The organism is Janthinobacterium glycogeni, assembly GCF_051380725.1.
Classification (GTDB): Bacteria; Pseudomonadota; Gammaproteobacteria; order Burkholderiales; family Burkholderiaceae_D; genus Janthinobacterium.
Genome location: NZ_JBNYXP010000001.1, coordinates 1 through 19,124, shown reverse-complemented (window position 1 = coordinate 19,124; position 19,124 = coordinate 1). Strand labels below are relative to the sequence as shown.

The 19,124-nt window shown below is 61.0% G+C and carries 15 protein-coding genes and 1 tRNA gene; 3 read left to right on the top strand and 13 right to left on the bottom strand.

The window, feature by feature from the left end:
* Nucleotides 1–15: 15 nt before the first annotated feature.
* The 6 genes from ACQ4W4_RS00080 to ACQ4W4_RS00055 form a co-directional block, all read right to left on the bottom strand.
* Nucleotides 16–5,058, bottom strand: coding sequence for a diguanylate cyclase domain-containing protein (locus ACQ4W4_RS00080; RefSeq protein ID WP_436540288.1), 5,043 nt, complete (start codon nt 5,056–5,058; stop codon nt 16–18).
* Between the two features lie 235 nt (nt 5,059–5,293).
* The gene (locus ACQ4W4_RS00075) at nt 5,294–6,118 is read right to left on the bottom strand and encodes an SGNH/GDSL hydrolase family protein (RefSeq protein ID WP_436540287.1); all 825 of its coding nucleotides are present in this window, start codon (nt 6,116–6,118) and stop codon (nt 5,294–5,296) included.
* A 605-nt stretch (nt 6,119–6,723) separates the two neighbouring features.
* On the bottom strand, nt 6,724–7,041 hold the full coding sequence (locus ACQ4W4_RS00070; protein ID WP_436540286.1) for a phage baseplate assembly protein V: 318 nt from the start codon (nt 7,039–7,041) through the stop codon (nt 6,724–6,726).
* Between the two features lie 136 nt (nt 7,042–7,177).
* Nucleotides 7,178–7,990 carry a hypothetical protein gene (locus ACQ4W4_RS00065; protein WP_436540285.1) on the bottom strand — a complete coding sequence of 271 codons (813 nt, stop codon included), beginning with the start codon at nt 7,988–7,990 and terminating at the stop codon, nt 7,178–7,180.
* Between the two features lie 116 nt (nt 7,991–8,106).
* Nucleotides 8,107–8,574, bottom strand: coding sequence for a phage virion morphogenesis protein (locus tag ACQ4W4_RS00060; RefSeq protein WP_436540284.1), 468 nt, complete (start codon nt 8,572–8,574; stop codon nt 8,107–8,109).
* A complete protein-coding gene (locus ACQ4W4_RS00055; protein ID WP_436541099.1) occupies nt 8,474–8,821 on the bottom strand; it encodes a phage tail protein in 348 nt (115 codons plus the stop codon). The genes ACQ4W4_RS00060 and ACQ4W4_RS00055 overlap by 101 nt, the downstream gene beginning before the upstream one ends.
* On the opposite strand from ACQ4W4_RS00055, the gene ACQ4W4_RS00050 reads away from it, so the two are divergent.
* Entirely contained in the window at nt 8,762–8,914 is a 153-nt protein-coding gene (locus ACQ4W4_RS00050) for a hypothetical protein (RefSeq protein ID WP_436541129.1), read from the top strand. The two genes, ACQ4W4_RS00055 and ACQ4W4_RS00050, sit on opposite strands and share 60 nt — an antisense overlap.
* Nucleotides 8,915–9,048: 134 nt before the next feature.
* Here ACQ4W4_RS00050 and ACQ4W4_RS00045 read toward each other — a convergent pair.
* From ACQ4W4_RS00045 to ACQ4W4_RS00015, 7 genes are all read right to left on the bottom strand, one after another.
* Nucleotides 9,049–9,135: transfer RNA gene (locus tag ACQ4W4_RS00045), tRNA-Leu, on the bottom strand.
* A 102-nt stretch (nt 9,136–9,237) separates the two neighbouring features.
* Nucleotides 9,238–11,523 (bottom strand): TonB-dependent receptor, encoded by a 2,286-nt coding sequence (locus tag ACQ4W4_RS00040; RefSeq protein ID WP_436541098.1) that lies wholly within the window; start codon nt 11,521–11,523, stop codon nt 9,238–9,240.
* A gap of 434 nt (nt 11,524–11,957) precedes the next feature.
* A complete protein-coding gene (locus ACQ4W4_RS00035) occupies nt 11,958–13,688 on the bottom strand; it encodes a methyl-accepting chemotaxis protein (protein WP_436540283.1) in 1,731 nt (576 codons plus the stop codon).
* A 310-nt stretch (nt 13,689–13,998) separates the two neighbouring features.
* Nucleotides 13,999–14,334, bottom strand: a complete 336-nt coding sequence (locus ACQ4W4_RS00030; RefSeq protein ID WP_436541097.1) for a nuclear transport factor 2 family protein — start codon at nt 14,332–14,334, stop codon at nt 13,999–14,001.
* Between the two features lie 59 nt (nt 14,335–14,393).
* Entirely contained in the window at nt 14,394–14,606 is a 213-nt protein-coding gene (locus ACQ4W4_RS00025) for a hypothetical protein (RefSeq protein WP_086136650.1), read from the bottom strand.
* A gap of 86 nt (nt 14,607–14,692) precedes the next feature.
* Complete coding sequence (locus ACQ4W4_RS00020) at nt 14,693–15,196, bottom strand: DUF2939 domain-containing protein (RefSeq protein WP_436540282.1); 504 nt, start codon at nt 15,194–15,196, stop codon at nt 14,693–14,695.
* 125 nt (nt 15,197–15,321) lie between these two features.
* On the bottom strand, nt 15,322–15,768 hold the full coding sequence (locus tag ACQ4W4_RS00015) for a DUF2939 domain-containing protein (RefSeq protein ID WP_436540281.1): 447 nt from the start codon (nt 15,766–15,768) through the stop codon (nt 15,322–15,324).
* 112 nt (nt 15,769–15,880) lie between these two features.
* Here ACQ4W4_RS00015 and ACQ4W4_RS00010 point away from each other — a divergent pair, with 112 nt between their 5' ends.
* Both ACQ4W4_RS00010 and ACQ4W4_RS00005 read left to right on the top strand, forming a co-directional pair.
* Complete coding sequence (locus ACQ4W4_RS00010) at nt 15,881–16,720, top strand: hypothetical protein (protein ID WP_436540280.1); 840 nt, start codon at nt 15,881–15,883, stop codon at nt 16,718–16,720.
* A 15-nt stretch (nt 16,721–16,735) separates the two neighbouring features.
* Nucleotides 16,736–18,937, top strand: coding sequence for an acylase (locus tag ACQ4W4_RS00005; protein ID WP_436540279.1), 2,202 nt, complete (start codon nt 16,736–16,738; stop codon nt 18,935–18,937).
* Nucleotides 18,938–19,124: the final 187 nt, after the last annotated feature.

Below are 19,124 nucleotides of genomic sequence, written 5' to 3'. Positions count from 1 at the left end.
GGTGCCACATGCTGATCAGCCAGGCGTCAGCACCCTGAGCACCACGCAATTGCGCCCCTCGTCCTTGGCGTGGTACAGCGCGGCATCGGCCAGGCGCAGCAGGGCGTCCGGATCGGCGGTGCCCGGTGCGGGCTGGACCGCGATGCCGACGCTGATCGTCACCTGCCGCGCCTCCGCGTTCGCGTGGGAGATGCGCAGATCTTCGATCGCCCGCCGCAGTGCTTCGCCGATCTGGCGCGCTTCGTCCGCGCCGGTGTTGGGCAGCACGATCGAAAACTCTTCGCCGCCATAGCGCGCCGTCAGGTCGCCCGCGCGCCGCATGCCGGCCGCCAGCGCATGCGCGACCCGGACCAGGCATGCGTCGCCGGCCTGGTGGCCGTGACTGTCGTTGAAGCGCTTGAAGTAGTCGACATCGAGCATGATGACGGCGAGCGGCCGGCCGATGCGCGTGGCGCGCGCACATTCGGCACGCAACACATCGTCGAAATGACGCCGGTTCGCCAGGCCGGTCAGACCGTCGGTGATGGACAAGGTCGCCAGTTTGCGATTGGCGTCTTCCAGCTGTTCCGTGCGTTCGGCAACGCGCCGTTCGAGGCTGTCATGCAGCCTGGCGCTGGAGATCGAGATCATCGCCTGGGCGCCGAGCATGCGCAGGAACGCGATGCGTTCCTCCGTGAACGAGGCTTCTGCAAGCCGGTTCTCGAAGTACAGGATGCCGCCGATCTGGCCGCCGTGCCGTATCGGCAGGCACATGACGGCGCGCGGCCGGTGCAACTGCACGTACGGATCGGCGGCAAAGCGCGAGACGCCCGTGATGCAATCTTCGATCACCTCGGCGCCGGTGCGAATGACGTAGCGCAGCAGCGACAGCGGAAACTGCGGGTCGCTGGCGGCGTTCAGGTCGAACTGACGCGCTTGCAGGACAGTGACGACATCGCCATCGATATTGGCCTCCAGCTGGTAGCTGCCTTCGGACAGCAGCAGCAGACGCGCCACCTGCGCGCCGGCGTTTTCGCACACGATGGTGATGAGGCGCGTCAGTACGCCGCGCAGGCCCACTTCGTTCGACAGGATCTGCGACGCTTTCAGCAGCGACGCCAGGTCGAGCGCAGAACTGCCGTGCGCGTGGGAGACGGAATGCCGTTGCGCGCTGCGGCCGTCCATCCTTGACAGCAGTGCTCCATGGCGCGCCTGCAGCTGCGCCACCTTGCCCTGCGCGCCCCACTGGCCGTAGTGCGCGATGGCGTCCTGGATGAAGATGCCGGCCACGCGCGCATGTCCCTGCTCGCACCAGCTTTCGCCGCACAGTTCATTGCCCAGCGCTTGCATGTTGACGTAGCCCGCCAGGCCGGCCGCGTCGATCGCCTGCTGGTAGCGGCGCGTGGCCAGCTGCAGGTCTTCCCGGTAGCGTGCCATCTCGGCCATCACCAGCAGATGCTTGGCGTCGCTATTGTCCGAGCCTTGCCTGGCCCATTCGGCGAGGCTCGTTTGCAGCGTGTCGACCACGGCCAGCATATCGCCCGCATCGGGACGTGCAGGATCGCGCCGCAAGGCGCGGATCAGGATCAGCGCGGCGTAGAAGCTGCACTCGGCAACCTTGGCCTGGCCGCGCATGATCTGGGTGACGCCGCCAAGCTGGCGGGCCAGCGGCTCGGCGTCGGCGCTGTCGAACAGGTAGGCGTTGCGTATTTTCCCCTGCAAGAAGTAGGCGCGGTACAGCTGCGAGTCGCCATACTGATCGAGGAAGCGCGCCTCGCTGAAGGCCCCGTCGTCGTAGCTGTCGTGACGGGGCAGGAGACCCATCAGGCATTTGATCGGCTGGACCGCGGCGGCGACGCAGCAATCGGCCATCGCCTGCTGGCCGTTGGCGCGCATCAGTGCCAGGTCGTGCTCGATGTCGTGCATCAGGTGCGGCAGGTAGTCGCCGAGGATGATACGGTCGGTGGCGCGCACGGCCGCCACCACGCCGACCTGCACGAAGTCGGCGATTTCCAGCGCCCAGCCAAACGCTTCTTCGTACAGGGCGTCGGAGCTGCGCAGCGGCTGCGTCCAGTGGTTGCTGAGCGCGCCGAACATCAGGGCCGTGAGCGTGCGCGTCTGCAGGTTGGCACGGCGCCTGGCGAGCGCCATCGCCATCGCCCCGAAGGCGTAGCCGCGCGCGATGTCGCCGCTGTACAGCGCAAGCATCATCGCGTAGCCGACATAGGCGACAGCGCTGAAATCGCTGTTCCCCCGCTGCATCGACAGCCGCGTCATCGACACCACCATCAGCGCGCTGAGATCCTGCTGGCCGGCGTAGTAGCTGGCCATCCACAGGCCCTGCATCATCTGCATCGCGGCCACGGCGTCCGGTTCGCACATGTCATCGGCTGCCAGCAAGGTGTCGGGTGCATGCGCGCCAGGCTGACGCCCGATGCCGGCGAGGATATCGGCGAAGCGCGCCTTCATCTGCGCCACATCGTGCGGAATGTCGATGTGCAGCAGCGCCAGGCCATCGCGCTGCACGGCGATGGCGTCGAGCAGGCGGCCCTGCAATTGATACTGGTGCGCCTGGATGGCAATGCAGCGCACCTGCAGCAAGGGGCTCAAGGCGCGGGCGCGCACCAGCGGGTAGATCGCCTCGGCCGTATCGAACTGGCCGCACAGGTAAGCCGCTTCGGCCGCGCCCAGCTGCAGGTCGAGCCAAAGGCTGGCGTGGCCGCTCCATGCGTGCGCCGGCAACAGGTCGAGACCTATGCGCATGTGTTCCAGGGTGGACTGGAACGCGGCGGAACGCCGTGCCTTGACGCCGGCCTGGAGATTGAGCGTCGCCAGCTGCACACGCTCGTCCGCATCGTTGATCAGCGCGCGACCGGCGTTGAGCTGCTCGACGATTTCAAACAGTGTTGCGTCCTGGTGCTGCGGCGCCGTATGCCGCAGGAGCAAGCGGCCGATGAGCAGATGGTTGGCCACGCGCGTATCGTCGTCGGCGACCAGATAGGCGGCCTGCTGCACCCGGTCGTGCAGGAAGCGGTAAGCGACGCCGCTGTTGGCCGCATCGCTGTCGCCACTGACGTACTTATAGCGTTCGTCAAGCGGCTGGATCAAGCCTGCCCTGAGCGCCGGCCACAGGTCTTGCTGCGTTTTGCGGTGAGCGCGGTCCATTGCCAGCGCGAGCGTATCGAGCGTGAAGCGGTTGCCGCAGGAGGCGGCCAGTTGCAGCAGATGCTGTGTCACCATGGGCAGGCGGCGGATTTTTTCCAGCAGCACCTCGACCACGTTGTCGGTATATTTGGCCTGTTCTATCGCGGGCAGGTCCCAGTCCCAGCAATCGTCGGCTGCCCGGTAGCGCAGATGGCCCGTCTCATTGAGCGAAGCGAGGAACTGGTTAAGGAAAAAGGGATTGCCGGCCGTCTTGCGGTAGCAAATACTGGTCAACGGCGCACAATCGTGGGTTGCCACGCGCACGGTGGCGGAGACCATCTGCGCAACTTGTGGCTCGGTCAATGCGCTCAGTAACAGCGTCGACAGGCGTACCTCGCGCGCGAGCAGCTTGTCGCGCTGCGCGATCAGCGGATGCGCGTCGCTCACTTCGTTGTCGCGATATGCGCCGATGAACAGCATGCAGCTCTTGTCGCAGGAGACCATCAGCAGTTCGATCATTCGCAACGTGGCCGCATCGGCCCATTGCAGGTCGTCGAGGAACAATACCAGCGGATGCCCGGCGCAGGCGAATACTTCGACGAAGCGGGGAAAGAGGCGGTCCAGGCGCAGCTGGGCCTGTGCCGGGTCCGACGCGGGCACCGCGTCCGTGGGGCCGACGATCAACGCCAGTTGGGGAATCAGTTCGACCAGCATGCCGATGCCGCTGCCCAGCGCCTCGTGCAGTTTGGCGGACCACTGCCGCAGCGTTTCCTCGGGCTGGCCGAGCAGCTGGCGCACCAGCCCCTGGAAGGCCTGGATCAGCGAGGCATACGGCACGTCGCGCTGGAGCTGGTCAAATTTACCGGACAGGAAGCAGCCGCGCCGCGCGATGATGGGCTTTTGCACTTCGTTGACGACCGCCGACTTGCCGATGCCCGAATGGCCGGCCACCAGCAGCATCTCGCACCTGCCCGCGGCGCTGCGTTCAAATGCCGCCAGCAGCACGGCGATGGCATCCTCGCGCCCGTGCAGCGTTTGCGGCACGAGGAAACGGCCGTTGTGGTCGGATAGCTTGAGTGCCTGCGTCGGCTTTTGCGCGCGGCATGCTTCGAGGTCGCTGCGCAAGCCTTGCAAGCTCTGGTAGCGCTGATCGGCATTTTTTTCCAGCAGCCGCTGGATGATCGGCAGCAGCTGGCCAGGCAAGCTTGCCAGCGCCGGGTGCGACCAGTCGGGACTGCGTGCAATGTGGCAATGCACGAGTTCCATCTCGTCGCCCGTCTCGAACGGCGCCTGGCCGGTCAGCAGTTCGTAGAAGGTGGCGCCGAGCGCATAGTAATCGGCGCGCCAATCGACGCGCCGGTTCATGCGTCCGGTCTGTTCCGGCGCCATGTAGCGCAGCGTGCCTTCCAGGGTCTGGAGATTGGCGATGCCATGGCTTTCGTAAGGCAGTTCACAGGCGATGCCGAAATCGATCAGCTGCAGCAGGCGCCGGTCGCCATTCCACACCAGATTGGCGGGATTGATGTCTTTGTGGATCACGCCCTGACGATGAACCTCGTCCAGCGCCGCGCACAGTTGCAGCGCGATGTCGAAAAAGTCGTCCAGCGCCAATGCGGGTTGCGACGGCATCCTGCGCGCCGCCACCTGTGCACGCAACACCTGGTCGAGCGCCTGGCCGCCGCAATCTTCCACGATCATCGTCCAGCACCCGCCGTGCAGCTGCAGCGCCAGCGGATGCGCCACGCCAGGATGGCGGCAGCGGCGCGCGATCGCATACTCGCGCTTGAATTGCGCCAGTTGCTGAAAGGAGGGGAACTGCTGATTGGGCTTCTTGACGATCAGCGCGGTCCCATCGGCGGCCCTGGCGCGGTACACCCGCGAGCGGGCACCGCTGTGCAGCTGTTTGATGATCTCATGATCGAAAAGGGAGCGCATGGGCTGGGCTTAGCAGTACACAGACGGTTGCGGGAGCCTGGAGGCGCACATTTCGGAATATTACTTGATTGTAAGTATTATATCAGTAGGGGGCCGCAGAAAAGGGGGATGGGGTTCGGAGGGTGTTGTAAAAATGCAAGTAGGGCGAGCGAGTCCGGGAGGCTCGCTCTGGCACCAACTTCACCCATGCATGGGTGAAGTTCAGATGAGAAAGCCTTCATGTGGGTAGTGCTCACTATGATGCAAGCCCGTCGGCTTGCAATATGGGCCGCCAGACTTGAGCAATCTTTCCGAAACCCGTCGGCGTTGGATGAAGCTCATTCGCCCAGTCGTTGTCAGTTAATGTGCCGCGGCTATCGATAAGACGAACACGGCCGGGGTAACGAGTGACCAGCCCTTTCAACCGTGCGGTGAACTCGTCGATCAAAAAACGGATACAGGCATCTTGCAGGTGAATGGGCACATTTGCGACGACTAGCGCAGCTCGCAGCCAGCTGGCACTTTCGATAAATGGCAGATGGACACCGGTTGGCCGGGCATAGTCATAATTATGCAAATAGATCTTCGTGGGCCCGTTTGCATTTTGCGCCGTCTTCCATGTCGCTCCAATGATCTTGTCGATAAGAGCGATGTAGCTTGCGATCACCTTGTTTAACAGCCAGTCCACGCTTTGCTCGTCGTCGCCATGCCGGTAGCAGGCTTCAGCTGTAGTACAAGCGGAGCAGTCATTCAATAGTAGCGGGCGCAGGTCGGACAGGCCGGCGAAGTCGTTTCCTCCGCCGCTGATAAATACGGCTGACAACGAATCTCCATGCAGTTGTAACGCGGTTTGGATTCTTCTTTTGTAGGTTCCGTCTACATAATCGTAGGCTGCGGCGCCATTGTTGCCGTGAGCCAGAATGTAATGTTCTTTCGTCTCAACTAAATTTCCTAGTTTATTCAAGAGCGATCCGCCGGGAAATAAATACCAAAACCAGCTATCGCCAATTGCCAGAATCGATGGCTGATGAAAATCATTTTGCATCCTCACCTCATCCCAATAAACATTTCTATCCTGCATGATTACTCCTCCCGCGTAGGCTATATTTGAATTCATGCTGTGGAGGCTTGCCAGAAGGCAGAAGAATCCCCAGGCATTGCGAATGTTTGCTCGTACCGCCTGTAGCGATGGGCTTGCTCGGGCTACAATGCGATAGGTTTGCTGTCTATTAGTTGGCAGGGAGCCGGATTAGTTTCATGTTTGGATGCGAATGTCGGCTTCCGGCTTATTGTGCTGAAAAATCGAGCGGCAACGGTCAGGCCGCCAAGCAGTCGGCGGTCGTTCAATGCGGCGGCTCTGGGCACTCCAGACTGGCTGAATTTCCATCTCAAACCAATAGGGGGAAGTGGCCTCATAGCGTGCGCATATGTTGCAGGTTCATGCTGTTTGCGTATCTTGGCGCCTGGCTATTGCTACCCTGTCTTTTTCTCCGCCACATCTGTCCACGTGGCGACGACGCCCGTACTGCCTTCGTCCTGCTCCTTTTTCTCTTCGCGTTCTGCCGCCACCGCTTCCGTTTTCGTTTCAAGCTCCACGCGCGTAGTAAACCATTACCGTCCAGGTTGTGCATCCCCTTGAGCGGTAGTCATGCGGTGGCGTCGATCTCGGCTTGAAGCCTTGCACGGTCACGGGCGACTGGAGTCATGCGTGGTGTGGATGGTGGGGCTGGACTCGGACGCGTCAAACGCCTGCGAGCACGGCGTGGGCATGATGATTCCGAGTGTCAGGTCGCCGCCCGGGGAAAAGACGATCACTTGTTCGTCCACGGTCGGCGCCGACCAGGTGCGCGTGCTGCCGGCGCGCCGGGTGGGCCATTTCAGCCATTCGGCGGTGAGGGCTGGCTCCAGCCGCACGCGCGCCTTGGCCCCGTTGACCTCGGCGATGGTGCCCAGGCGGATCAGGTTTTGCAGCAAGCGGAGGAGGTCGGGCAGGTCGGCGTTCATGCAGTGCATGTTGCCGAAGTCCGCGTGCGGATGCACACGGGGGGGGGGTGATATGTGGCTTAATGACTATGGTGATTTCATATCGTTAAGGAAAGGTGTCTTGATTTCATATTTTATTTATATTCGAGAATCTTTGTCAGCTTTTAATCTCAGGCTTTGTGTACTCGTGTGGTTTAAAGTTTGGCGGGTAAGGTGGTACGTCTGGTTGCCATTGATTAGATTCTTCCATTTTCTTTAGAAGTGCAATTGATGAGCTATTGACGTTTGCCAAAAGCCCAGCAATTCTATTCCACTCAATTTTATTGCATTCGATATTTAAATTGTTTGCGGTGTCAAGAATATGGTCCTCGATGGCTTGTTTTTCTAAGATTTTCTCTACTTTTGCAAGGAGGATGGCGTTTTCATCGCGTAGAAATTTACATAATGCCATTCCGCCTGTGCGAGCTTGTTCGACCATATTTGAAAAATTTATTAAGTTTAGATATTGCACTTGGGTATTTTGCGGAATTATTCCGATGTTTTCCCATATGCGGGCCGCTTGCTCAGGAACAGTAACGACAAGTCCAGCGAAATGTTGAAAGTGAATCTGCGGCAATGTGTACCCATTTGTATAATTATTTAAGTCTGTAAGTCCGGCATGGCTTTGCTGTCTTAGAGTTTCAGCAATAAGAATCATATTTACTCTTATGTTTTTGTTTAGTGTTTCTTCATCCTGAGAGTTCTTTCGAAAAGTTTCTGCAGCCGCTGCTGAACTTGCATAGAAAGAGTAAAGACTTGCCGCGAGAACTGCCAAGCCACCCAAGAATGTTTGAATATCTTTTACCTTTCCACGCATCTCACATATATCAAAAATTGCCAAAGCAATAAGAATGAAAATGGCTGCAGTAAGAATTATGCCAGCCCATAATGCATATTCTCGAAATTTGGTGGTTTCTTGGGAAAATTTCATGTTTAAATAATTGTGAGTTTTATTCTGAATATTGGCTGATAGGTCGAAATAACCAGCAACATACAACTCTAACTCATTTGATAACTAAAGTCAGTCGAAGTTGGTGTTGGTGTAGTTTATTTTTTTTCAATATGTCTCAGTATGGACTCGCGTATCAAAGTCTGATCCGACTCACTCAAACCCAGCAGCGGCCGTTCCGGGTACTTGTACAACGGGCCTTTTTTCGACAAGCGGTCTTGCTGGCCAAACTGATGCACATGCGCCACGCGTGCCACCCAGCCAAAGAACCCGACCTCGATCTGATCGCCGGTCGCCTTCACTTTCAGATGTTTGGCGGTACGGATTTTGGCAAACATCACCGCCTTCTGCCGCTTGATCCGTCCGTTCTTCCCCTTGAATTCCTTGCGTCGCTTGCGCGCCGGATATGCGGCGCCATGTGGTCCCTGCTGCGCCTTGATGCGCTGAGCCTGGCTGCGGCGCAGGTCAATGGCCACCTTGTGATTGATGGCGCGGCGCTGGGCCGGTTGCAGCTTGGCCAGCAGGGCGCCGACCCAGGCTTCCAGCGCGTGCAGGTCGCCGCTCATGGCGTGGCCTCGGGCGTGCGCCATTCGGCCAGCAGGGTCTCGCCGGCGTATAGCTTCCAGAACTCGTCCGCGTAGGCCGGCATGTGCTGTATCTCAGCCAGGTGCTTGATGTCGAGGCGCCCGCCTCGCCGGTCTTGACGGCCAGGCGCTCGGTCAGGTCCAGCTTGATGGAAATGTCGATCGTTTCATGGTTATTAAAATCCACCTCGAAGGCGATGCCGTGTTTGCGGGTTTCCTCGTTGGCCATCAGGTGGAGCTGGTGGATTTTCAGCCAGGCGATCAGGGCCACCATGATGGCGCCGGCGCCGGCGTCGGCGTCGCTCGCGTAATCATGGCGTAAATCTGGCGTAATCGCTACTGTTTTTGGTCGGGTTTAGTATGGATTAACAGGAATATCGGGGCGTAAAAAAAGCCACTAACCCGTTGATTTTATTGGGATGAATGGCTTTGTTGATGTTTCTGAATTCTGTGCGCTGGTGCCCGGAGCCGGAATCGAACCGGCACGCCCTTACAGGCGGGAGATTTTAAGTCTCCAGTGTCTACCAGTTTCACCATCCGGGCAGCGCGGCGAGATTCTAGCACAGGTGATGCGCATCACGCCATCTAGTGCCTGCGCCGCGCTGTCCGGTTTGCGCCGGACGGCGCGGTTTTATCTACGCGCCGTCAAAACGTCGCCTTGAACTGCACTCCATACGTGCGCGGTTCGTTGACGATGCCGGCCAGGTTGTCGAAATCGATCGCACCCAGCGACTGGACCTGGTTGGTGATGTTGCGGCCGTACGCGGAGAGTTCGTATTTGTCCCATTTGTAGCCGACGCGCAAGCCGCCTTCGAGCAGTTCCTTGGCCTTGTATTCCTTCGCTTCATACAGGAAGAAGTTGTAGCTGGTGCGGTAGGCCCAGTCCGTGTAGGCGTAGAACTCGCCATTGGCGAGGGGAATGCTGTACTTTAATGTGAAGTTGGTTTGCCATTCCGGCGCGCGCGGCAGCGGGTTGCCATCGATGTAGGCCGTGCCCTTGAACGGGCCCAGCGGGTCGGTCACGGTGCAGCCGCTGGCCGGGTTGTTTTGCGCGTTGCCGCAGCTTTGCACGAACAGCTTCTTGTCCTGGATTTCCGTGTGGTTGTAGCTGCCGCCCAGGGTCATGCTGAGGGAGTCGCTGAGATTGGCCTGGAAATCGAGTTCCACGCCGCGGCCCGTGGCCTTGTCTGCGTTGATCAGCTGGTTCATGTTGACGGCGCCGCTGCCGGCCGTCAGTTGCTTGTCCTTGACGCGGTACTGGAATATGGCCAGGCTCAGGCGCGCGCGCTTGTCGAACAGGTCTTGCTTGATGCCCGCCTCGACGGACAGCGCTTTCTCGGCGCCCGCAAACGAGGGCCGGTCGGCCAGGCCGTTCAGGCGTCCCTGCATCGACGGCGCGCGGTAGCCGGTGGCGATGCGCGCGTAGGCATTCGTTTCCGGCGTGAGCGCATAGGTGCCGCTCAAGTCCCAGCTGACGTTGTGCGAGGTGTCGTGCAAGTCGAAGGGGCCGGCCGTGGTCGCTTCCACGCGCTTGGCGGAGAAATCCTTTTTGTCGGTCGTGTAGCGCAGGCCGGCGCGCAGTTTCAGGGCGTCCGAGACCGTGTAGTTGAGCGAGCCGAAGGCCGCGTACGACTTCGAGCTCTGGTTTTGCGTGGCGTAGTTCGGACTTTGCGGATTGCCGGCCGCCAGGCTGTTGAAGCCAATGCTGTCGATCTGGATATCTTCCTTGAAGTAGAACAAGCCGGCTATCCATTGCAGCGGGCCGCGGGCAGACGACTCGGCGCGGAATTCCTGCGAAATCTGCTTGTGGTTGGGGATCACGTCGGCCGTTTCCACGACGAATGGAATGAAGCCGGGGCCCATCGGCGGCGCGGACACGGCGCCATAGCCGCCGTCGACGTCGGCGCGGCTGAAGAAATCGAGTTTTTCGTAGCCGGTGATCGAATGCAGGGTGACGCCGGGCAAGTCCCATTTCAGGCGCATGCTGGCACCCTTGGTTTTCAGGTGCTGGCGGTTGATGCCGTCGGTCGGGTAGTTGTCGTAATCAAAGCCGTCGACGAGGTCGTTCGTGCCCTGCTTGAGGATATTGGCGCGGAACAGGGTGGCCGTGCCGTCGAGGTTGCGCGCATGCACGTTGAACAGGGCCGTGAAGTCGCGCGTGGGCTTGACCAGCACCTGCAGGCGGGCGGCGCTGTCTTCATAGCCTTCGAAGTCGCGCGTACCGGTGGGGCGCGGGTTGTGCACGCGGTCGTCGCGGCGCTGCGTCTGGCCGGAAAAGCGCAGGGCGACCGTGTCGCTGACGGGCACGTTGAACGCGCCTTCCAGGTTCTTCATGCCATCCTTGCCGAAGCCGCCGCTGAGGTAGCCTTCCGTCTTGAAGACGGGTTTGGCGGAATCGAACTTGATCACGCCGGCTGGCGAGTTACGGCCGAACAAGGTGCCTTGCGGGCCGCGCAGCACTTCGACCTGATCCACGTCGAACACGGGAAAACCTTTCAGCATGGCGTTTTCCTGCACCACGTCATCCATCACCAGGCCCACCGGCTGCGAGGCGTTCAGGTCGAAGTCGGTATTGCCCAGGCCGCGAATGTAGAAACGGGGGAAGGTGCGGCCGTAATCCGATTCGACGGACACGCTGGGCGAGCGGCTGTTGAGGAAGCGGATGTCGGCGCCGCCTGCCGTCAGGGTGTCGAGCTTGTCGCCCTTCAGGGTGGCGATGGACATCGGCACGTCCTTGATGTTTTCCGCGCGCCGCTGCGCCGTCACGATCACCGTTTCCAGCTGGCCAGCACCGGCCTGTGCCGCCGGAGCGGCAGGCGCGTCGGCGGCTGGCGCCGCGCTGCTGGCCTGGGCCTGCGCCTGCAGGGGGAAGGCGGCGCAGATTGCCAGGGCAATCAGGGTGTGGCGTATTGTGCTGGCGTGCGGTGTCATCATGAAACGGCTCCTGTCGGTCGAGATGGTTGGGGCATGCAGGCTGGCGCTGGCCAGCTGAACGAAAAATCATGCTAGCACGGGAAATTTTGGTATTCATGCCATTTTCCAATGATGGCTATTCATATCCGTTTCGACTCAATACGCGAGTAAAATCGTATTTGTCGTCAATATCTGGCGGGTGCATAGTGGAGTGCCGGCAGGCTTGTGCGGGAACAAAAAAGGCTGGACAGGACGCGGAGGTTTCCTGCGGCGACGCAAAAAAGCGTGCGCCATTTCGGCGTAGTCGCGGGATCCGGGGCGGCACAAATACAACAGTTGCCGCGGATTTTTTATGTGAGGTGCGTGTTGTTGCAACGCGACAGGGGAGGCCGGCTGCGGCTCTCCCCTGTGCGTGTGAAGCGGGGCATGCGTGGCTGCATGCCTCTATCTGCTTAAAACTCTTCCCAGTCGCCGGCCGTCACGGCTTCCGCTTGCGCCGCACGGGGTTTTGCCGGTGCGGCCTGGCGCTTGGCGGGGCTGCTGGCCGCTGCCGGTACCAGGCGCAGCGGCTTGTGGCTGGCGCGTGCCGGTGCTGGCGCTGGTGCGGGTGGCGCCACCTGGCTGCCATGCGTCTTGAAGATGCTCACGGTTTCCACCAGGTGGCCGGCCTGCTCGCGCAGCGATTCGGCCGCCGCCGCCGCTTCCTCCACCAGTGCCGCGTTTTGCTGCGTGACGCTATCCATCTGGGTCACCGCCTGATTGATCTGCTCGATTCCTGCGGACTGTTCCTGGCTGGCCACCGTGATTTCAGCGATGATGTTGCTGACGCGGGCGACGCTGGCGACCACCTCGGACATCGTCGTGCCCGCTTGCGCCGCCAGCCTGGAGCCCGCATCGACGCGGCTGACCGAATCGTCGATCAGCGCCTTGATTTCCTTGGCCGCGCTGGCGCTGCGCTGGGCCAGGCCGCGCACTTCGGTCGCCACGACGGCGAAGCCGCGGCCCTGTTCGCCGGCACGCGCCGCTTCCACGGCGGCATTCAGGGCCAGGATATTGGTCTGGAAGGCGATGCCGTCGATGACGCTGATGATGTCGACAATCTTGCGCGACGATTCGCTGATCAGGTCCATGGTGCCCATCACTTGTCCCACCACGGCGCCGCCCTTGCTGGCGACGTCCGATGCCGTCGTGGCCAGCACATTGGCTTCGCGGGCATTTTCCGCATTCTTGCGCACGGTGCTGGTGAGCTCTTCCATCGACGAAGCGGTTTCTTCCAGCGAACTGGCTTGCTGTTCCGTGCGCAGCGACAGATCGCTGTTGCCGCTGGAAATTTCCGCGGCGGCAAGAGAAACGGTGTCGGAATCCTGGCGCACGGACGACACCACCGTGGTCAGCGACTCCTGCATGCGCTGCAGCGCCGACAGTACGCTGGCGGTATCGTGCGGTGCAACGTTGAGTTTGCCCGTCAGGTCGCCGCCGGCCAGCAGGCTGACGGCGTCGCACAGCTGCTTCGGTTCTGCGCCCAGCGCCTTGAGCAGGCTGCGAGTGATGAGCCAGCCCGCCAGGCCTGCCAGCACGATGGACAGCAGGCTGGCGCCGATGAGGATATTCCTGTTGAGCATGTAGCGCTCGTTGTCTTCCTGCAAGATGGCGGTAGAGCGCCGGTCCGTCAGGGCGAAATATTCATCGCTGGCGGCGACGAGGGCGGCCAGCAGCGGGCGGCATTCCTCGTTCATCTTGACGATGGCTTGCTCGGTTTTCTTTTGCAGCGCCAGGTCCACGATAGCCAGCGCCACGGGAGAATAGCGTTTTTCGATGCCGTCGATCTTGTTGACGATGGCGCGCACTTCATCCGATACCTCGGGCTGCTGTGTCAGCTGCAGCAGATGCTGCATGTTCTTGACGACATCGGCCTGCGCCTGCAAGACCTGTTTGCGTTCGCTCTCCAGGTCTTCCGGCTTGGTGACGAGCACCAGATTCCTGGCCGCTACGGCACGCATGTCGATCGCGTCACGTACGCGGTGCGCCGTATTGGCGCGGGCGGTGATGCCGTTGACATACTGGTCAAAACTGGCGTTGAAGTTGGAAAAGCTCCGCACGGACAGGATTGATATGCCGATGAGGAAAAAGACCAGCAGGCCGAAAGCCAGAGTGAGCTGGGTGCGTACGGTGAATTTGTCCATGATGTCTCTCCAAAATACGTGGTGATGATTAGAAAGGGGGCTTGCGTGAGACCGGTGGCAGGCGCTTGCCTGGCGACGGGTCGAGTCCTACGCAGTGCTTTTCTATCCAGAACACGGATTCGTGGTGTGAGGATCGAATTAACTAAAAAACCGATTTCAATAATTTATTTGTTTTATTTATTAAATTCATTGTTGCACAAAAAATTCATTAAATCAATGATATTTTGCGTGTCAAAACACAACTTTTCGGCATGGATGCTGGTTCCTGCGCCGCTTGATCGGGCATGGGACAGTATCTGGGGGAGGAGAATCAGTCGGGAATGCGCGTGCCCTGGTGAAAAATCATTTGCCAGCGGCCGTCGCGCCATGTCCACAGCGAACTGCGCCAGCTGGCGCTGGCGGGCAGGGCGCCGCTGGCGTGGCGCTCTGAGCGGTAGGTAACCAAGGCAACATCGTCGGCCAGCAAGCGGGCTTGAAAATCGCGGATGCTGCGCTGGCAAAAGTCTTCCGCCGGCAAGTCCGCCAGGGTTGCCGCGCGCGTCCAGAGATTGCCCGAGCTGCCGAATTCGACGAACTCGTCGGCCAGCAGGGCCGCCAGCCTGGCACTGTCGGCGCGCACCGCCTGGCTTTGCAGCGCCGCTTCCAGCGCCAGCAGCTGCGCCGCCAGGCTTGCGCTGTCCTGCGTCTTGTCCGTTGCCAGGGTGTTCAGATGGGGAAGGCGCCCGCGCCCGAGACATTCAGGCAGGCGACCTTGTCGCTGGAAAAATACTTGATTTGACCCAGGCCGATGGCGTAGCAGCCGTCGCTGAGCGGGGAAATGGGACCGGTGAGTTTTTCACCGCCGACCAGGGTGACCACCCAGGGCGTGGTGGCCGGTTTGCCCGCGTGGGTCAGGGCGTGTTGTACCAGGTCTGACATGCTGCCTCCGTTGGAAATCAAAACCCGATGATAGCAGTGTACGGTGTCGGATAGCCGCTGGATTGACGATACGAAAGGCGGGCGCTTTACGCGTCGGCCAGCAAGTTTTTTGGCAGGGCCACCGACACCAGCTTCCAGCGCCACAGGCCGTCGCGCGTCAGGGTCAGTTCGCCGATATGGCTTTTGCTGTGGGCGCGCTGCACCACGACGCTGTTCCATGAGGTGTAGCGCAGCCTGTAGTCGGGTTTGGTGTTGCGCTTGCGGCCGCTGATGTCGCTGACCTTGGCGATCGGGTTCTCGTAGCGGTCATTGAGCTTCATCAAGGCGACGATGCCTTCGGGCATCAGCATGGTATCGAGCAAGGGATCGATGACGTCGGGACTGATGTCGTCGGCCACTTCCGGCGCCGAGAACAGCGCATGCAGTTGCTGCCCCAGGCTGCCGCGCAGCTGTGCCAGGTCGATCTGCGCAGCCAAGGCCTGGGTGTCCTCGTCCATGGTCGCCGCGCGGATCTTGTTCATGGTGAAATACGGGCTGCCATAGAAGGCGCCGGCCAGCGCGACCAGTGCCACTACAGCGAGAAGCATCATTCTTTTCATCGTGCAATCTCTCGGATGCCTGGCGACCCGGTGCGCCTGAGGTGTTGGCATTCTACATAATATTTCCCAAAATCAACATGGCGGTTTAGGTAAGTGTTGTTTTAGATCAAGTTTCTTTAGAGTAATTCCGGCGGCAGGGTAATGTCCATCAATTTCCAGTCCCAGATGCCATGGCGGCGCAGCAGAAACTGGCTGGCGGCGGGGCCGGCGCCGGCGCGCCGCAGCACCACTTCATTCCATGAACGGTACGCCATGCCGAAATCGTGGCGCTTGCCGTCCGGCCCCTGCTTGCCATGCAGGATCAGCACCGTGATGCCGGGCGGCGAAACGATGGTGTCGAGCATTTCCTTGAAATCCACTTCATTCGCCGTTTCGCCGCCTGCCCGCAGCTGGCGCGCCACGCTGGCGCGTATGGCGGGCAGGTCGGCCTGCTGCGCCAGGTTTTCCAGGCGCACGGATTTCGCCGCGATGCTGATGCGGTACATGGCGATGTAGGGACTGACCCAGGTGAAGCCGATGGCGGCGACGGTAAAAATGATCGCGGTGGCGTACTTTCTTTTCATGGTCCGTGTTTTTGTATGAGCTGTGCCGCCGTGATTTTACCCGGCCAGGCACGGCGGATGGTGTAGCATTCGTGCCGGCGCGGACCATCGCGCCGCAATATTGAGGACAACCATGAATATCACTATCAATCAGGTGCTGCAGTCGTACATCGACCCGCTCACCGCCAGTGAGTACGCGGCGCTCGAGCGCAGCCTGCTGGCCGAAGGCTGCCGCGACGCGCTGGTGCTGTGGAACGACGTGCTGATCGACGGGCATAACCGCTACGCCATCTGCCGCCAGCACGGCATCGAATTCAAGACCATCCAGAACACCAGCTTTACCTCGCTTGACGACGTCATGCTGTGGATGATCGACAATCACCTGGCGCGCCGCAGCGTGTCGGACTTCCAGCGCGGCGTGCTGGCCTTGCGCAAGAAGGAAATCGTCGCCGCGCGCAGCCCGGCGCCCGTCAGCGCCCAGGATGCGCCCGATGGCGAAAACGCGCCGAAGCCCCCCATGAGCACGCGCGAAGAGGTGGCCAAGGCGGCGAGATTGAGCAGCAACCAGATCAGCCAGATCGAGAAGATCCAGAAAGCCGCTTCGCCGGAACTGGTGGAAGCCGTCCGTTCGGGCACGATCTCGATCAACGCGGCGGCCACCGTGGCGTCCTTGCCGCCGGAAGAGCAGGTGGCCGCCGTTGCCGGCGGCAAGAAACTGCTGCGCCAGGCGGCCAAGGAAATCCGCGAACAGCGCGCCGCCACGCGCACGCCGCGCGAGCCGAAAGCGCCCCACGTGTCGCAGGACACGCCGGAAACGGGCAACGAACCGTGGGCCGAGAATGCAGCCCAGGCGCCGTCCGAAGCGGAACGCCTGCGCGGCGAGATCGCCAGCCTGAAACAGCGGGTGGCCCAGCTGCAGGCGGAAAATGTGGAACTCAACCAGCGCATCGCCGCCTTGATCGACGCATCCTGACTATTGGAGTAGTGCATGCTGCACAGCCGTACCTTGTTCGCCGCCATCGCCTGCGGCATCGTTGCCGTTCCTTCCGCGCTGGCGGCGCCCGCCGTTGCTGCCGCCGACATGGTCCGCTGGCAGGCGCAGGCTGCCAACGTCAGCATCGCGCGCGACACGTGGGGCGTGCCCCATGTGACGGGCAAGACGGACGCCGATGCCGTCTTTGGCCTGATGTATGCGCAGGCCGAAGACGATTTCCCCCGCGTGGAACTCAATTACATCAACGCCATGGGGCGGCTGGCGGAAGTGGAGGGCGAGCGGGAGCTGTACCGCGACCTGCGCATGAAGCTGTTCATCGATCCGCTTGAGCTGCAGGCGCAGTACCGCGCCAGCCCGCCGTGGCTGCGCAAGCTGATGGATGCCTTTGCCGACGGCCTCAATTTTTACCTGGCCACGCATCCGCACGTCAAACCGCGGCTGATCGCACATTTCGAACCGTGGATGGCCTTGAGTTTCAGCGAGGGCAGCATCGGCGGCGATATCGAATCGATCAACCTGGCGCAGCTCGAAGCGTTCTACGACCAGCAAACCGTAGCTGTGGCGTTGACCAGCGTGGAGACCGGCCTCGACCCCGAGCCGAGCGGCTCGAATGGCTTCGCCATCGCGCCCGCGATTACCAAAAACGGCCATGCGCTGCTGATGATCAACCCGCACACCTCGTTCTACTTCCGTCCCGAAGTGCAGGTCACCAGCGGGGAAGGCCTGAATGCATATGGCGCCGTCACCTGGGGGCAGTTCTTCGTCTACCAGGGTTTTAATGACCGCCTGGGCTGGATGCATACCTCGGGCGGCGGCGACGTCATCGACGAATACCTGGAAAGCATCGTCGACAAGGATGGCGCATGGTGCTACCGTTATGACGGCGGGCTGCGCCCTTTGAAAGCCGTGCCGATCACCTTGCCCTATAAACTGGCCGATGGCCGCATGGGATCGACAACCATCACCGTCTACTACAGCCACCACGGCCCCATCGTGCGCGCGCAGGACGGTAAATGGGTGGCCGTGCGCCTGATGCATGAACCGTTGAAGGCGCTCACGCAGTCGTACACGCGCACCAAGGCGCGCGACTATGCGGCCTTCTACAAGACGATGGAACTGCGCACGAATTCCTCGAACAATACGGTGTACGCGGATGCGGACGGCAATATCGCCTACTTTCACGGCAATTTCATTCCCGTGCGCGACCCGCGCTTCAACTGGAAGCAGCCCGTCGACGGCAGCGACCCGGCCACGGAATGGCAAGGGCTGCATACGGTGGCGCAAACCATCACGCTGTTCAATCCGAAAAATGGCTGGATACAGAACACGAATAACTGGCCGTATTCGGCGGCCGGCGCCGACAGCCCCCGTCAGGGCAATTACCCCGCCTACATGTCTGTGTATGGCGAAAACGCGCGTGGCCTGCACGCCGTCAAGGTCTTCCAGAACAAGACCGGTTTTACGCTCGACAGCCTGATCGCCGCCTCCTATGACAGTGAACTGACGGCGTTCGAAGCGCTGCTGCCGCCGCTGTTCGCCGCATACGATGCGCTGCCGGCCGGCGGCGCGCAACAGCTGGCGCTGGCCGACAAGATCGCCTTGCTGCGGGCCTGGGACTGGCGCTATTCGCTGACATCCACCGCCACGTCCCTGGCCGTGTTCTGGGGCCAGGAACTGGCCGAATTGGTTGGAAAACAGGCGCGCGAGCAGGGCGTGCCCGTGGTCGATTTTCTGGCGACGGACAAGGTCACGGCGGCGCAGCGGCTGGACGCCCTGGCAAGTGCCGCGGCCAAGCTGCAGCGCGATTTCGGCCACTGGCAAACGCCGTGGGGCGAGATCAACCGCTACCAGCGCCTGACGGGAGATATCGTGCAACCGTTCGACGATGCGCAGCCCAGCTTGCCCGTGCCTTACGCTTCGGGCAACTGGGGCGCGCTGGCCGCGTATGGGCAGAGCAGCAAGAGCGCTACGCGCAGGATTTACGGCGAACGCGGCAACAGCTTTGTCGCGGCCGTGGAATTCGGCCCCCGCATCAAGGCGAAAAGCATCCTGGCGGGCGGCCAGAGCGGCGACCCGAAGTCGCCGCACTTTAAGGACCAGGCGGCCATGTATGCGCGCGGCGAGTTCAAGGAGGTGTTGTTTTATCCCGAGGACGTGGCGAAGCACCTGGAGCGCAGGTACCGGCCGGGGGAGTGAACGTTGCTGTTCATGGCAACAATGTGTCGGATTACGCTTCGCTAATCCGACCTACGGTATCCCCTGGCATGTAGATACTGTTATCCCCGTCAAGCGGCGTGCAAGGCCGGATCAAATATTTTTCCCGACCTGAGCACGCCGAATGCCACGTGCACCAGCTTGCGCATCATGGCGCCGATGATCAGCT

Coding starts and splice junctions, on each gene's coding strand:
- ACQ4W4_RS00020 (WP_436540282.1), bottom strand. CDS start 15,196: ATGATGCTTCTCGCTGTAGTGGCACTGGTCGCGCTGGCCGGCGCCTTC.
- ACQ4W4_RS00080 (WP_436540288.1), bottom strand. CDS start 5,058: ATGCGCTCCCTTTTCGATCATGAGATCATCAAACAGCTGCACAGCGGT.
- ACQ4W4_RS00005 (WP_436540279.1), top strand. CDS start 16,736: ATGCTGCACAGCCGTACCTTGTTCGCCGCCATCGCCTGCGGCATCGTT.
- ACQ4W4_RS00035 (WP_436540283.1), bottom strand. CDS start 13,688: ATGGACAAATTCACCGTACGCACCCAGCTCACTCTGGCTTTCGGCCTG.
- ACQ4W4_RS00070 (WP_436540286.1), bottom strand. CDS start 7,041: ATGAACGCCGACCTGCCCGACCTCCTCCGCTTGCTGCAAAACCTGATC.
- ACQ4W4_RS00055 (WP_436541099.1), bottom strand. CDS start 8,821: ATGGCCAACGAGGAAACCCGCAAACACGGCATCGCCTTCGAGGTGGAT.
- ACQ4W4_RS00060 (WP_436540284.1), bottom strand. CDS start 8,574: ATGAGCGGCGACCTGCACGCGCTGGAAGCCTGGGTCGGCGCCCTGCTG.
- ACQ4W4_RS00050 (WP_436541129.1), top strand. CDS start 8,762: ATGGTTATTAAAATCCACCTCGAAGGCGATGCCGTGTTTGCGGGTTTC.
- ACQ4W4_RS00010 (WP_436540280.1), top strand. CDS start 15,881: ATGAATATCACTATCAATCAGGTGCTGCAGTCGTACATCGACCCGCTC.
- ACQ4W4_RS00075 (WP_436540287.1), bottom strand. CDS start 6,118: ATGCAGGATAGAAATGTTTATTGGGATGAGGTGAGGATGCAAAATGAT.
- ACQ4W4_RS00040 (WP_436541098.1), bottom strand. CDS start 11,523: ATGACACCGCACGCCAGCACAATACGCCACACCCTGATTGCCCTGGCA.
- ACQ4W4_RS00015 (WP_436540281.1), bottom strand. CDS start 15,768: ATGAAAAGAAAGTACGCCACCGCGATCATTTTTACCGTCGCCGCCATC.
- ACQ4W4_RS00025 (WP_086136650.1), bottom strand. CDS start 14,606: ATGTCAGACCTGGTACAACACGCCCTGACCCACGCGGGCAAACCGGCC.
- ACQ4W4_RS00065 (WP_436540285.1), bottom strand. CDS start 7,990: ATGAAATTTTCCCAAGAAACCACCAAATTTCGAGAATATGCATTATGG.